Annotated in this window: 15 protein-coding genes; 6 read left to right on the top strand and 9 right to left on the bottom strand. The window is 75.2% G+C overall.

The features are described from left to right. Nucleotides 1-266: 266 nt before the first annotated feature. The 9 genes from O2W14_RS01315 to O2W14_RS01275 form a co-directional block, all read right to left on the bottom strand. The gene (locus O2W14_RS01315; protein ID WP_269174282.1) at nt 267-689 is read right to left on the bottom strand and encodes a universal stress protein; all 423 of its coding nucleotides are present in this window, start codon (nt 687-689) and stop codon (nt 267-269) included. Then, complete coding sequence (locus O2W14_RS01310; RefSeq protein ID WP_269174281.1) at nt 686-2,224, bottom strand: tripartite tricarboxylate transporter permease; 1,539 nt, start codon at nt 2,222-2,224, stop codon at nt 686-688. The genes O2W14_RS01315 and O2W14_RS01310 overlap by 4 nt, the downstream gene beginning before the upstream one ends. Beyond that, nucleotides 2,224-2,757 carry a tripartite tricarboxylate transporter TctB family protein gene (locus O2W14_RS01305; RefSeq protein ID WP_269174280.1) on the bottom strand — a complete coding sequence of 178 codons (534 nt, stop codon included), beginning with the start codon at nt 2,755-2,757 and terminating at the stop codon, nt 2,224-2,226. Before O2W14_RS01305 ends, O2W14_RS01310 begins: the two co-directional genes overlap by 1 nt. A 73-nt stretch (nt 2,758-2,830) precedes the next feature. Then, entirely contained in the window at nt 2,831-3,817 is a 987-nt protein-coding gene (locus tag O2W14_RS01300; protein ID WP_269174279.1) for a Bug family tripartite tricarboxylate transporter substrate binding protein, read from the bottom strand. Nucleotides 3,818-3,903: 86 nt separating this feature from the next. After that, nucleotides 3,904-4,644, bottom strand: a complete 741-nt coding sequence (otsB, locus tag O2W14_RS01295) for a trehalose-phosphatase (protein WP_269174278.1) — start codon at nt 4,642-4,644, stop codon at nt 3,904-3,906. A gap of 11 nt (nt 4,645-4,655) precedes the next feature. After that, entirely contained in the window at nt 4,656-6,071 is a 1,416-nt protein-coding gene (locus O2W14_RS01290; RefSeq protein ID WP_269174277.1) for an alpha,alpha-trehalose-phosphate synthase (UDP-forming), read from the bottom strand. A 52-nt stretch (nt 6,072-6,123) separates the two neighbouring features. Beyond that, the gene (locus O2W14_RS01285) at nt 6,124-6,477 is read right to left on the bottom strand and encodes a fluoride efflux transporter FluC (RefSeq protein ID WP_269174276.1); all 354 of its coding nucleotides are present in this window, start codon (nt 6,475-6,477) and stop codon (nt 6,124-6,126) included. Next, entirely contained in the window at nt 6,474-6,923 is a 450-nt protein-coding gene (gene crcB / locus O2W14_RS01280; protein WP_269174275.1) for a fluoride efflux transporter CrcB, read from the bottom strand. The genes O2W14_RS01285 and crcB overlap by 4 nt, the downstream gene beginning before the upstream one ends. A gap of 60 nt (nt 6,924-6,983) precedes the next feature. Beyond that, nucleotides 6,984-7,952, bottom strand: coding sequence for an ABC transporter substrate-binding protein (locus O2W14_RS01275; RefSeq protein WP_269174274.1), 969 nt, complete (start codon nt 7,950-7,952; stop codon nt 6,984-6,986). A gap of 107 nt (nt 7,953-8,059) precedes the next feature. Between O2W14_RS01275 and O2W14_RS01270 the strand changes: the two genes are divergently transcribed. The 6 genes from O2W14_RS01270 (at nt 8,060) to O2W14_RS01245 (ending at nt 12,939) form a co-directional block, all read left to right on the top strand. Next, a complete protein-coding gene (locus O2W14_RS01270; protein WP_269174273.1) occupies nt 8,060-9,052 on the top strand; it encodes a FecCD family ABC transporter permease in 993 nt (330 codons plus the stop codon). After that, nucleotides 9,049-10,119: a FecCD family ABC transporter permease gene (locus O2W14_RS01265; RefSeq protein WP_269174272.1), complete on the top strand. Its 1,071-nt coding sequence runs from the start codon at nt 9,049-9,051 to the stop codon at nt 10,117-10,119. The genes O2W14_RS01270 and O2W14_RS01265 overlap by 4 nt, the downstream gene beginning before the upstream one ends. Beyond that, nucleotides 10,116-10,958 (top strand): ABC transporter ATP-binding protein, encoded by an 843-nt coding sequence (locus tag O2W14_RS01260; RefSeq protein ID WP_269174271.1) that lies wholly within the window; start codon nt 10,116-10,118, stop codon nt 10,956-10,958. Before O2W14_RS01265 ends, O2W14_RS01260 begins: the two co-directional genes overlap by 4 nt. 29 nt (nt 10,959-10,987) lie before the next feature. Next, on the top strand, nt 10,988-11,980 hold the full coding sequence (locus O2W14_RS01255) for an aldo/keto reductase (RefSeq protein WP_269174270.1): 993 nt from the start codon (nt 10,988-10,990) through the stop codon (nt 11,978-11,980). A 139-nt stretch (nt 11,981-12,119) separates the two neighbouring features. Next, nucleotides 12,120-12,485 (top strand): hypothetical protein, encoded by a 366-nt coding sequence (locus O2W14_RS01250; RefSeq protein WP_269174269.1) that lies wholly within the window; start codon nt 12,120-12,122, stop codon nt 12,483-12,485. Next, nucleotides 12,478-12,939 (top strand): hypothetical protein, encoded by a 462-nt coding sequence (locus tag O2W14_RS01245; RefSeq protein ID WP_269174268.1) that lies wholly within the window; start codon nt 12,478-12,480, stop codon nt 12,937-12,939. The genes O2W14_RS01250 and O2W14_RS01245 overlap by 8 nt, the downstream gene beginning before the upstream one ends. Nucleotides 12,940-12,944: the final 5 nt, after the last annotated feature.

Here is a 12,944-nt window from a genome sequence, read left to right as displayed (position 1 = left end):
CGCCCCCGGGTCCACCTGAAGGTGAATCAACGGGAATGCGCACGCCGTTCTGGAATGGCCTGGTCAGACACTCGGAATGGTTCTTCGTGGCTTTGTCGACAATTCCTGACAGTGACCGTCCGCGCTGGTCAGCGGCGGGACTGCGGCGTACAGCAGTCAATCGGCAGGGCCCCGGACGACCGTGACCGCCGTCCCTGGGGGAACGGCGGTCACGGTGGGGGAGCAGGGCCGCAGAAGGCCCGGTGAGGCGGGTGGGACGGGCGGGTTCAGCCCTCCCGGGGCGGGCTCTTGACGGCCAGCACCGGGCAGTCGACCTCGAGCAGGATCCGCTGGGCGGCGCTGCCCATGAGCAGCTTCCCCACCGCGGACCGTCGGCGCAGGCCGATCACCAGCAGCTCGGCGGAGGTCTCGGCGACCACCGCGGCCAGCTCCTCGGCGACGTCCCGGCCGTGCACCGGCTGGCGCACCTCGAACGAGACCCCCGAGCCGGCCAGCTCCTCGTGCAGCCGGGTCAGGGCGTCGCCCTGGAGGAAGTCCTCGTCGACCAGGGAGTCACCGCGGGAGGCGTTGACCACCACCAGCCGGGCACCGCGCTGCCGGCTCTCCCGGATCCCGTGCGCCAGGGCGGCCTGGCCCCGGGGGTTGGGGACGTGCCCCACGACCACGACGGCGTCGTGCTGCTGGGTCATCGTGCGCTCCTCTCCTCGATCTCGGCATCGGCGTGCTGCAGGTCGTGCGGGGTCGTCCGGGGGCCGCGCACGGCCCGGAGCACGATCGGCACCACCAGGGCCAGCAGCGCCAGGAGGAGCACGATCCGGCTGAACCAGGTGTCGACCAGCACGCCCAGGTCACCGTCGCTGATCGCCAGCGCCCGGCGCAGGTTGGCCTCCGCGATCGGCCCGAGGATCAGCCCGATCACCGCAGGCGCCACCGGCCAGCCGTAGCGTCGCATGACGAAACCGAGCAGGCCCAGGATCAGCAGCAGCACCAGGTCCAGCGGGTCGGCGTTGACCGCGTAGGAGCCGAGCGAGGCGAAGACCAGGATGCCGGCGTAGAGGTAGGGCCGGGGGATCCGCAACAGCTTCACCCACACGCCCACCAGCGGCAGGTTGAGCACCAGCAGCATCGCGTTGCCGATGAGCAGCGAGGCGATGAGCGTCCAGACCAGCGGGCCCTCGGTGGTCAGCAGCGTGGGGCCGGGCTGGATGCCGTAGCCCTGGAAGGCGGCCAGGATGATCGCCGCCGTCGCCGAGGTGGGGATGCCCAGGGTGAGCAGCGGGACGAGCACGCCGGCGGCGGCCGCGTTGTTGGCCGCCTCCGGCCCGGCGACGCCCTCGATGGCGCCCTTGCCGAACTCCTCGGGGTGCTTGGTCAGCTTCCGCTCGGTGGCGTAGGACAGGAACGTCGGGATCTCCGCACCGCCGGCCGGCAGCGCCCCGAACGGGAAGCCGTAGGCGGTGCCGCGCAGCCACGGCTTCCACGACCGGCGGAAGTCCTCCCGGGTCATCCAGTTGCCCTTGTGGTCGATCACGTGCACCGCGCCGCGGCGCAGCCGGGAGGCGACGTAGAGCGCCTCCCCGACGGCGAACAGCGCGACCGCGACCACCACGACGTCGATGCCGTCGGACAGCTGCGGCACCCCGAGGGTGAACCGCTCCTGCCCGGTGATCACGTCGGTGCCGACCAGCCCGAGGTACAGGCCCAGGCACAGCGAGGCCAGCCCGCGCAGCGGCGAGGAGCCCAGCACGGTGGCCACCGCGACGAAGGCGATGACGGTGAGGGCGAAGTAGTCCGCGGCGGTGACGCCGATGGCCAGGTCGACCACGGTGGGAGCGACCAGCGCCAGCAGCAGGGTGGCGATGGTGCCGGCGACGAAGGACCCGATGGCCGCGGTGGCCAGCGCGGCGGACCCGCGCCCGGCCTTGGCCATCCGGTTGCCCTCGAGCGCGGTCATGATCGAGCTGGACTCGCCGGGGGTGTTGAGCAGGATCGACGTCGTCGACCCGCCGTACATGCCGCCGTAGTAGATGCCGGCGAACATGATCAGCGCACTGGTGGGCTCCAGCACGTAGGTGGCCGGCAGCAGCAGCGCCACCGTCATCGCCGGCCCGATGCCCGGGAGCACGCCGACTGCGGTGCCCAGCAGGACGCCGAGCAGGGCGAACAGCAGGTTGAGCGGGGTGATCGCGTCGGCGAACCCGCCCAGCAGGTCGTCGAAGGCCATCAGAACCAGCCCGTCAGGAACTCGAGGACCGTGCCGCCGGGCAGCGCCACGTTCAGTGCCTTCACGAACACGATCCAGGCCACGCAGCCCAGGGTCAGCCCGATGAGGAAGGGCCGGACGACGCCGACGGCGCCCAGCGCCCAGGACACCGCGGCGAACATCAGCGCCACCGCCAGCGGCCAGCCGATCACGTTGATCAGCAGGGCGTGGGCCAGGAACGCGACGGCGATGACCGCGACCGCGCGCCAGTCGGTGGGGGCGTCGGGGTCGACGTCCTCGCTGTCGTCGGCCGGGCCGCGGTCGCCGCGCAGCACGCGGAAGGCGAGCCCGACGCCGGTGACCAGGGTCAGCGCGCCGACGGCATAGGGGAAGAAGCGCGGGCCGACCGTGTTGCTCGAGCCGGGCACGGCGATCGCGCCGGCGTCGACCAGCAGGTAGACGCCGAGCGCGCCGAGCAGCACCGCCATCACGAGCTCGCCGGTCTGCCGTCCGGTCTGCTCCGGCGCCTGCGGGGGAGTCACCGCGGTGCTCACGAGACCTCCTCGCCGGCGCTGGTCGGCCGCGTTCGCGGAGCTGCTGTGCACATGGGTGGACTCGCGAGCCCGTTCACTCCTCGATCAGCCCGATCTCGATCAGCACCTGTCGCACCCGTGTCTCCTCCGCGGCGAGGAACTCGCCGTACTCGTCGCCGGTCTGGAAGGTGTCCAGCCAGCCCCGGTTGGCCAGCGCCTCGGCCCACTCGTCGGTGTCGTGCGCCTGCTGGACCACCCCGATGAGGTCGGCCCGGGCGTCCTCGCTCATCCCCGGGCGGGCCATCAGCCCACGCCAGTTGGTGACCTCGACGTCGAAGCCGCTCTCGATGATCGTGGGGACGTCGGGCACCTGCCCGGACCGCTCGGCCGTGGACACCGCCAGGCCCTTGAGCGTCCCGGCGGTGACCTGCGAGCCGTAGTCGGCGGTGCCGGAGATGCCGGCGGCGACCTGGTTGCCCAGCAGCGCCGACAGCGACTCACCGCCACCGGAGTAGGGGATGTAGTTGACCTCGCGCGGGTCGATGTCGGCCGCCTGGGCCAGCAGCCCGGCCAGGATCTGGTCGGTGCCACCGGCCGAGCCGCCGGCGATCGGGGTGCCGCGCGGGTCGGCCTTCCACGCCTCGACGAAGGAGGCCAGGTCGTCGTAGGGCGACTCCGCCGGGACGACGATCAGCTCGGTCTCACCGATCAGCTGGGCGATCGGGGTGACGTCGGTGAGCCGGGTGCTGGAGTCGTTGGTGTCGACGGCGCCCACCATGACCAGGCCCATCATCATCAGCAGCGCGTCGTCGTCCTGGCGGGCCAGCTGGCCCAGGCCGATGGTGCCGCCGGCGCCCTCGACGTTGAAGACCTGGACGTTGCGGGCCACGCCGCTGGACTGGATCACGCGCTGCAGGGTGCGGGCGGTGGTGTCCCACCCACCGCCGGGGCTGGCCGGCACCATCATCCGCAGCCGGGAGAGGTCCCCGGGCTGCACGACGGTGCCCGCGCAGCCGGCCAGCACCCCGAGCGCAGGGGCGGCCAGCGCGCCGGCGAGGAACGACCTGCGGGTCAGCGGCACGGTCGGGGGACCTCCGGTCCGGAGGTGACGGTGATCACCCACCGCACGCTATGCCCTGGGCAGATCCGAGTCACCCCCGCCCCGGATCAGGCGTCCAGCGCCCCGGCGAGTCGCGTGAGCAGGTCGCGCACGCCGTCGAGGTCGGGCACCCGGAAGCGGGCCACCGTCGCGCCGTCGCCGACCTTGACGCTGACGCCGTCCGGCGCGATCGCGGCGAAGCCGTCCTCGTCGGTGACGTCGTCGCCGAGGTACAGCACGCCCGCCGCACCCAGCTCGGTGCGCAGCCGCACGAGCGCCGACCCCTTGTCGGCGTCGGTGACGGCCAGCTCCAGCACGTCCTTGCCGGGCTTGGCGGTCAGCGACGAGTCGGACCCGGGGCCGGCGGCGGCAGCGGCGAGCAGGCCGGCGGCGGCGTCCCGGTCGGTCACCGTGCGCACGTGCACCGCGGCGCTCGCCGGCTTGACCTCCAGCCGGGCGCCGGGCACGGCGGCCACCAGCGGGGCGAGCGCGTCGGCCAGCGCGTCGCGGCGGGCGGCCAGGTCGCCGGGCAGCGGACCGTCGAACTCCGCACCGTGGCTGCCGACCCAGCGGAAGGGCCCGGTGAGCCCGCTGGTCGCCTGCAGGTCGGCGACCCCGCGCCCGCTGACCAGGGCGACGGTGACCCCCTCCACGACGGCCAGCCGGGTGAGCAGGTCGGCGACCCCGGGCTCGGGCACGGCCGTGCCCGGGTCGTCCCGCAGCCGGGCGAGCACCCCGTCGTAGTCGCTGGCCAGGAGCAGCGGCCGCCGCACGGCCAGCTCGTCGAGCGCGGCCTCCAGCGTCGTCACACCCGCACCCGTCACACCTGGGCCTGCAGCGACTCGATGTAGGAGTTCGCCCAGTGGTCGAGGTCGTGCTCGGTGATGTGCGCGCGCATCGCCCGCATCCGCTCCGCGGCCTCGGCCGGGTCCATCCGCAGCGCCCGCAGCAGCTGGTGCTTCACCCCGTCGATGTCGTGCGGGTTCACCAGCAGCGCCTGGGTGAGCTCGGCGGCGGCACCGGCGAACTCGCTGAGCACCAGCACGCCCTGGTCGTCGCCGCGGGCGGCCACGTACTCCTTGGCGACCAGGTTCATGCCGTCGCGGTACGGGGTCACCAGCATGACGTCGGCGGCCCGGTAGAGCGCGGCGAGCTCCTCGCGCGGCATCGACTGGTTGAAGTACTGCACCGCCGGCCCCGCGGTCGAGCCGTGCAGGCCGTTGATGTGCCCGACCTGCTGCTCGATCGTCTCGCGCATGGTCACGTAGTGCTCGACGCGCTCACGGCTGGGCGTGGCCACCTGCACCAACACGGTGCCCGGTGCGGTCACGGCGCCGTCGTCGAGCAGCTCGCCGAAGGCCTCCAGGCGGACGCCGATGCCCTTGGTGTAGTCCAGCCGGTCGACGCCGAGCACGATCTTGTCCGGCCGGCCCAGCTCCTCGCGGATCTCCGCGGCGCGGGCCAGCACCTCGGGGGAGCGGGCCAGCTCGTCGAAGGAGGAGACGTCGATGGAGATGGGGAACGACTTGGCCGTGACCGTGCGGCCCTCGTAGGAGACCGTGCTGCCCTCGGTGGGGAGGTCGTGCAGCCGGTGGGCCAGGTCGAGGAAGTTCGCCGCCGCGGCCGGCTGCTGGAACCCGACCAGGTCGGCCCCCAGCAGGCCCTCGATGATCGCCGAGCGCCACGGGAGCTGGGTGAACAGCTCGAAGGGCGGGAACGGGATGTGCAGGAAGAAGCCGATGGTCAGGTCGGGACGCCGCTGGCGCAGCATCGCCGGCACCAGCTGCAGCTGGTAGTCGTGCACCCACACGACCGCACCCTCGGCGGCCACCTCGGCGGCGCGGTCGGCGAACCGCTTGTTGACCTCGACGTAGCTGTTCCACCAGCTGCGCTGGTACTCCGGCTTCTCCACCACGTCGTGGTAGAGCGGCCACAGCGAGGCGTTGGAGAAGCCCTCGTAGTAGCGGTCGACCTCCTCGGCCGACAGCGGCACCGGGACCAGCTGCATGCCGCCGGACTCGAAGGGCTCCGGGGCGTCCCCGGCCGCGCCCGACCAGCCCACCCACGCGCCGCCGCGACCGGCGACGAAGGGCTCCAGTGCCGTCACCAGGCCACCGGGGCTGCGCTGGTAGCGCGTCGTCCCGTCGGCGTCGGTGACCTGGTCGACCGGCAGTCGGTTGGCGACCACGACCACCGGACTGTCGGCCCGGACCTGCGTTCCCGCTGAATCGCTCATCGCCGCCGACCCTAGGGGACGCGCGCGTCCCGTCGCGCGGTGGAGCGAACGGTCACCGGACCGACAGCCAGCCCAGCGCCGCGACGCCCACGCCGAGCACCAGCGACCCGGCCACGTAGCCGGCCGCCCGCAGCACCACCCGCTGCTCGACCAGCCGGACGACGTCGGTGCCGAAGGTGGAGAAGGTGGTCAGCGAGCCGCAGAAGCCGGTGCCCACGAGCGCCACGACGGCGGGCGGGACGTCGCGCAGGCCGAGCAGGACGCCGAGCACCGCACTGCCGACGACGTTGACGGTGAGCGTGCCCAGGACGCTGGCCCCGCCCCGCCGGGCACCGGCCACCCGGTCGGCGAACAGCCGCAGCGGCGCCCCGACGACCGCGCCGAGCACCACCAGCAGCGCGGTCACCGGCGCGCCTCCCGCGGGACCGGGACCGCGCGGCCCAGCCGGACACCGGCCGCCGCGGCCAGCACCCCGCCGACCACCGAGACGAGCACGTAGCCGACGGCCGCGGCCCCGCGGCCGGCGTCGGCCAGCTGCACGGCGTCCACGGCGAAGGTGGAGAACGTCGTCCAGCCGCCCAGGACACCCGTGCCCAGGAACGGGCGCAGCCAGGGCGAGCGCGGGTGCCGGGTGAACAGCGCGGAGGCCAGCAGCCCGAGCAGCAGGCAGCCGGTCAGGTTGACCACCAGGGTGGCCGTCGGCCAGGCGCCGGGGTCGTGGGGGAGGGCCAGGCCGAGCACCCAGCGGGCCAGCGAGCCCAGCGCACCGCCGAAGGCAGCGGCGACGTAGCCGATCAGCGGTCCTCCCCGGGCCCCCGGCCGCCTCCACGGCGACCGGGGGCAGCATGCCACCGGGGGCGCTGTTCCACGTGGAACGGACGCCGCCCCGGCCCGGGGCGGCGTCCGGGTGGGTCAGGAGGCGGCGGCCTCGATGTCGTCCATGACCAGCTCCGCGGCGGTGGGGCCCGAGGCGCTGCTCCACACCGAGCCGTCGACCTCCGATGTCGTCCCGGCCTGGACGGCGCCCAGCTGGGTGAAGGCCGGCTGGCTCTTCGCGGCCTCCAGCGCGCCCTTGCCGTCAGCACCGAAGGCGGCGACGAACAGCCGGTCGGCGTCGACCTGGCCGAGGTTCTCCAGCGACAGCGGGTCGCTGTGCGGCTTCGCGCCCAGGTCGGAGACGGGCAGCGGGTCGGCGCCGGCGGCCTGCAGCAGCGAGCCGGGCATCAGCGCGGAGTTCATCACCACCGCGCCGTTGGCCATCCAGCGCAGCACGGCGGCGCTGCCGTCCAGCGAGCCCGTGGCGGCCACCGCCTCGGCCCGGGCGGTGATCGCGTCCAGGTCGGCGGTGAGCTCGTCGTCGGCGCCGAGCGCCTGGGCGTAGACGTGCAGCGGCTCCTGCCAGTCCCCGCCGGTGGCCGTGTCCGGGACGACGGTCGGCGCGATCGCCGTCAGTGCGTCGTACTGCTCCTGGGCCAGGCCGGCCGCGGCGAGGATCAGGTCGGGCTCGGCCTCCAGGACCGCCTCCAGGTTCGGCTCGGCCACCGTCGCGACGACCGGGACGGCCGCGGCGGCCTCCCCGAGGTACGCCGGAGCGGCGTTCCCGCCGCGGCTGGCCGTGGTGCCGACCGGGGTGACGCCGACCGACAGGGCGACGTCGAGGGCGTTCTCGGCGAGGGTGACCACGCGCTGGGGGTCGGCCGGGACGGCGACCTCACCGAAGGCGGTGCTGACCGTGGTCTCCGACGATGCCGCCTCGCTGGCCGCGTCGGGCGCCGAGGCGGCCGACTCGGCGCTCCCGCACGCAGCGAGCGCCAGGGCGGCAGCGGCCAGGGTCGCGGCGGTGCGGACCGGACGGCGGCGCGCTCCAGGCAGATGGGTCACAGGGGTCCTCCACGGTTCGGGTACGGCACCGTCCGTCGGCACCGCGGCGGTAGGTTAGCCTGGCCTAACAGTCGGCCGACGAGGCCGGGGCGGAACGGGGGAGCAGGGTGCGTCCGGTGGTGGTGCGCGGCCTGGTGCCGGCCCTGGTCGTCCTCGCGGTGGCCGTGCTGGCCAGCCTGGCCGTCGGCGCCGGGGACGTCGGACCGTCGCGTGCGCTGGCCGTCCTGGCCGGTGGCGGGGACGCCGACGCCCGGTTCGCCGTCCTCCAGCTGCGGGTGCCGCGGACCGTGGTGGCCGTCGCGGTGGGCGTCGCGCTCGGGGTGGCCGGCGCCGTCCTGCAGACCGCTGCGCGCAACCCGCTGGCCGAGCCCGGCCTGCTCGGGGTCAGCGCCGGGGCCTCCTTCGCCGTCGTGCTGGTCATCGCCTCCGGGGCCAGCGCCGCCTCCCTGGGCCCGTGGGTCGCCGTCCTCGGCGCGGGGGCCGGGTGCCTGCTGGCGGTGGGCGCGGCCCGGCTGCGCGGCGCCGGTGACGACCCGGTGCGGCTCGTGCTGGCCGGTGCGGCGCTGTCCGCGCTGCTGTCCGCGGCGACCTCGGTGGTGCTGCTGCTGGACCAGCGCACCGCCGACGAGGTCCGGTTCTGGACGGTGGGCTCGGTGGCCGGCCGCGACCTCGGCACCCTGACCCAGGTCGGCCCGGTGCTGGCCGTCGGCCTGCTGGTCGCCCTGCTCGCCGCCCGGCCGCTGTCGGCCCTCGCCCTCGGCGACACGGTGGCCCGCGGGCTGGGCCACCGCCCGGCCCGGGCCCGCGCGCTGGCGATGGTCGCGGTCGCGCTGCTCGTCGGGGGCGCGGTGGCCGCCGCCGGCCCGGTCGTGTTCATCGGGCTGGTCGTGCCGTTCCTGGCCCGCGCGCTGGTCGGCCCGGACCTGCGCCGGGTGCTGGCGGTGACCGTGCTGCTGGGCCCCGCGGTGGTGCTGCTGGCCGACGTCGCGTCCCGGCTGCTGGTGCGGCCCTACGAGATGCCGCTGGGCGTGGTCACCGCGATGATCGGCGCCCCCGTGCTGGTGGCCGTCGTCCGGTCGACCCGGATGCCGGCGCTGTGACCGCGACCCTGCCCCGCCCCGCCGCCGCGCCCGCGCCCCCGGGCACCTGGCGGCTGGCGCTGCTGGGCCGCTCGGTGCTCCTCGACCGGCGGGCCGCCCTGGCCGCCGTCGTGCTGGCGGCGCTGGTGGTCGCCGCGGTCGCGGTGAGCCTGGCCGTGGGCACGGCCCGGCTGCCGCTGGCGCACACGCTGCCGGCGGTGTTCGGCTCCGGCAGCGACCGGGAGGTCCTGCTCGTGCAGCGGCTGCGGCTGCCCCGGGTGGCCGCCGCGCTCGCCGTCGGTGCCGCGCTGGGCACCGCCGGGGTGCTGCTGCAGACCCTGGCCCGCAACCGGCTGGCCACCCCGGACACGGTCGGCCTCAACGACGGCGCGACCGCCTTCGCCGTGGCCAGCGTCGTCGCCGTCTCCACCAGCGTCTCGCCGTCGGCGTTCGCGCTCGTGGGCGCGGCGACCGCCGCCGCGCTGGCGCTCGGGCTCGCCGGCGGCGCCGGCACGCACGGCTACCGGTTCCTCGTGGTCGGGCTGGGGGTCGGCGCCGCACTCGGCGCGGTCACCCAGCTGATGCTCGCCCGGGCCGCCATCGACGACGCCAACGCCGCCTTCCCGTGGAGCGTCGGCAGCCTCAACAGCCGCTCCGCCACCTCGGTGGCCGTGCTGGCCGTCGGGCTGGCCGTGGCGCTGCCGGTGGCGATCGTGCTGGGCCGGCAGCTGCGGTTGCTGCGGCTCGCCGACGCCGTCGTGGTCGGGCTCGGCACCCGGGTGAAGCGGGTCCGGCTGGCCGTCATCGCCACCGCCGTCGTCACCGCCGGGCTCGCCGTGGCCACCGCGGGGCCGCTGGGGCTGGTCGCCCTGCTGGCCCCGGAGATCGCCCGCAAGGCCGCCGGGCCACGGGTCGTGCCGGTGTTCGGCGCGGCGCTGGCCGGTGCCCTGGTCGTGCTGCTCGCCGACCTCGCCGGCCGCACCGTCGCCGCGCCGCTGGAACTGCCCGCCGGCCTGGTCACCGCCGTGGTGGGCGGGCCGTACCTGCTGTGGCTGTTGCTGACCACCCGATCGAGGAGGCTCGCGTGAGCACGCTGGAGGCACCCCGCCCCACCCGGGAGGACGCCGGAGCCGACCCCGCCGACCTCGCCACCGAGGCCCTGGACCTCGGCTACGACGGCACCCGCGTCGTCCACGCCCTGGACCTGCGGCTGCCGCCGGGGCAGGTGACGGCGATCGTCGGGCCCAACGGGTGCGGCAAGTCGACCCTGCTCGGCGCGCTGGCCCGGGTGCACGAGGCGCAGGGCGGCGCCGTCCTGCTCGACGGCCGCGACCTCGCCACCCTGCGGCCCCGGGACGCCGCCCGGCGGATCGGGCTGCTGCCGCAGACCGCCGCGGCTCCCGACGGGCTGACCGTCCGCGACCTGGTGCGCTACGGCCGGCACCCGCACCAGGGGCTGCTGCGCCAGTGGTCGCCCGAGGACGCCGCCGCGGTGCAGCGGGCACTCGAGGCCGCCGACCTGCTCGACCTCGCCGACCGGCCGCTGGACCAGCTCTCCGGCGGGCAGCGGCAGCGGGCGTGGATCGCCATGGTCGTCGCTCAGCAGACCGCGGTCGTGCTGCTCGACGAGCCCACCTCCGCGCTCGACCTGGGCCACCAGCTGGAGGTGCTCGAGCTGGTGCACGACCTGGCCGCCCAGGGCCGCACCGTCGTCCTGGTGCTGCACGACCTGTCCACCGCCTGCCGGCACGCCGACCACCTGGTCGCCATGCGCGAGGGGCGGGTGGTCGCCGAGGGCCCGCCCGCCGAGGTCGTCACCACCGGGCTGGTGCGCGAGCTGTACGGCGTCGAGGCCGCCGTGCTGCGCGACCCGACATCCGGGACGCCGGTGGTCTGCCCGGTCCGCCGGGTCGCCACAACTGGTTGACCCGTGCACATCGCGGGCACCCACCGGTCATGCAGATGCGACAGCTCCGCGACCTGACCGTCGCAGCCCAGGGCCTGGGCTGCATGGGGATGAGCGAGTTCTACGGGACCGGCGACCAGGCGGAGGCCGAGCGGACGATCCAGCGCGCCCTCGACCTGGGCGTCACCTTCCTCGACACCGCCGACATGTACGGCCCGTTCACCAACGAGCGCCTCGTCGGGCAGGCGATCGCCGGCCGCCGCGAGGAGGTCACCCTGGCCACCAAGTTCGGCAACGAGCGCGGCGAGGACGGCTCCTTCCTCGGCATCAACGGCCGGCCCGAGTACGTGCACGCCGCCTGCGACGCCTCGCTGCAGCGCCTGGGCGTCGACGTCATCGACCTCTACTACCAGCACCGCGTCGACACCACCGTCCCGATCGAGGACACCTGGGGCGCGATGGCGGAGCTCGTCGAGGCAGGCAAGATCCGGCACGCCGGCATCTCCGAGGCGGCCCCGGACACCATCCGCCGGGCACACGCCGTCCAGCCGGTGACGGCGCTGCAGACCGAGTACTCCCTGTGGTCCCGCGACCCCGAGGACGACGGCGTGCTGGCCGTCTGCGCGGAGCTGGGCATCGGCTTCGTCGCCTACTCCCCGATCGGCCGCGGCTTCCTGTCCGAGCAGATCCGCAGCATCGACGACCTGGCGCCCGACGACTTCCGCCGGCACAACCCCCGCTTCCAGGGCGAGGCGTTCGCCCAGAACCTCGAGCTGGTCGACCGCGTGCGGGAGATCGCCGAGGCCAAGGGCGTCACCGCCACCCAGCTCGCGCTGGCCTGGGTGATGGCGCAGTCCGGGCGCGACGGCAACCCGACGATCGTGCCGATCCCGGGCACGAAGCGGGTGTCCTACCTGGAGGAGAACGCCGCGGCCGCGGACGTCGAGCTGACCGCCGACGACCTGCGCGCCCTGGACGAGGCCGCCCCCGCCGGGTCCACCGCCGGCGACCGCTACCCGGACATGTCCTCCGTCCACCGCTGAAGAAGGACCACCGTTCCCCCCACACCTCGCAGGCTCGGCGCGGGCCCCTGAACGGTGGCCGAGAACCACGGCGTGTGAACGGTGGTCTGACGGCGCGGGAGGATGGGGGCGTGCAGTCCTCACCTCCCGGCCGGCGCCGATGAGCACGCCCCTGGTCGTCGTCCTCACCGTCGTCGCCGTCGCCCTGGCCGGGGTGGGTGCACTCAGCACGGTGCTGCGCCGGCGGATCGGCACCGCGCACCTGGCCGTCGCCGGGGTGCTGGAGCTGCTGCTGGTCGTGCAGGGGGTGCTCGCCGTCGTGCGGCTCGTCGGCGGGCACCGCCCGGCCGAGCTGACCACCTTCGCCGCCTACCTGGGCAGCGTGGTCCTGCTGCCGATCGCTGGCGTGCTGTGGGCGCGCACCGAGCCCACCCGCTGGGCCGGCACCGTGCTCGGCGTCGCCGCGCTCACCGTCGCGGTGATGCTGTGGCGGCTGGTCGACCTCTGGGCGGTCACCGGTGGCTGACTCCCCGCTGGGCGGGCCCGCGCCCGAGCCGACCGGCACCGACACCGCCCGCGGTCCGGGCCGGGTGCTCGTCGCGGTCTACGGCGTCTTCGCCCTGGCCGCCGGCGCCCGCGCCGTCGTCCAGCTCGCGGTGCAGTTCGACGAGGCGCCGGTCGCCTACCTGCTATCCGCGGTGGCCGCGGTCGTCTACCTCGTGGCCACCGTGGGCCTGGCCCGCGGTGGGCGCAGCGGACGCCGCACCGCGATGGCCGCCTGCGGGGTCGAGCTGGCCGGGGTGCTCGTGGTCGGCACGCTCTCCCTGCTCGACCCGGCTGCCTTCCCCGACGCCACGGTCTGGTCGGGGTTCGGCCAGGGGTACGGCTACGTCCCGCTGGTGCTGCCGGTGCTCGGGCTGCTGTGGCTGCGCCACCTGGCCGAGCTCGACGCCACGCAGGGGCGGCCCGGCCCGGGCTGACCGGG

Source organism: Modestobacter sp. VKM Ac-2986 (assembly GCF_026967795.1).
GTDB lineage: Bacteria > Actinomycetota > Actinomycetes > Mycobacteriales > Geodermatophilaceae > Modestobacter.
The sequence above is the reverse complement of the archived record's forward strand: the minus strand, read 5'-3'. Positions and strand labels throughout refer to the sequence as shown.

Coding starts and splice junctions, on each gene's coding strand:
- O2W14_RS01315 (WP_269174282.1), bottom strand. CDS start 689: ATGACCCAGCAGCACGACGCCGTCGTGGTCGTGGGGCACGTCCCCAAC.
- O2W14_RS01310 (WP_269174281.1), bottom strand. CDS start 2,224: ATGGCCTTCGACGACCTGCTGGGCGGGTTCGCCGACGCGATCACCCCG.
- O2W14_RS01290 (WP_269174277.1), bottom strand. CDS start 6,071: ATGAGCGATTCAGCGGGAACGCAGGTCCGGGCCGACAGTCCGGTGGTC.
- O2W14_RS01255 (WP_269174270.1), top strand. CDS start 10,988: ATGCAGATGCGACAGCTCCGCGACCTGACCGTCGCAGCCCAGGGCCTG.
- O2W14_RS01250 (WP_269174269.1), top strand. CDS start 12,120: ATGAGCACGCCCCTGGTCGTCGTCCTCACCGTCGTCGCCGTCGCCCTG.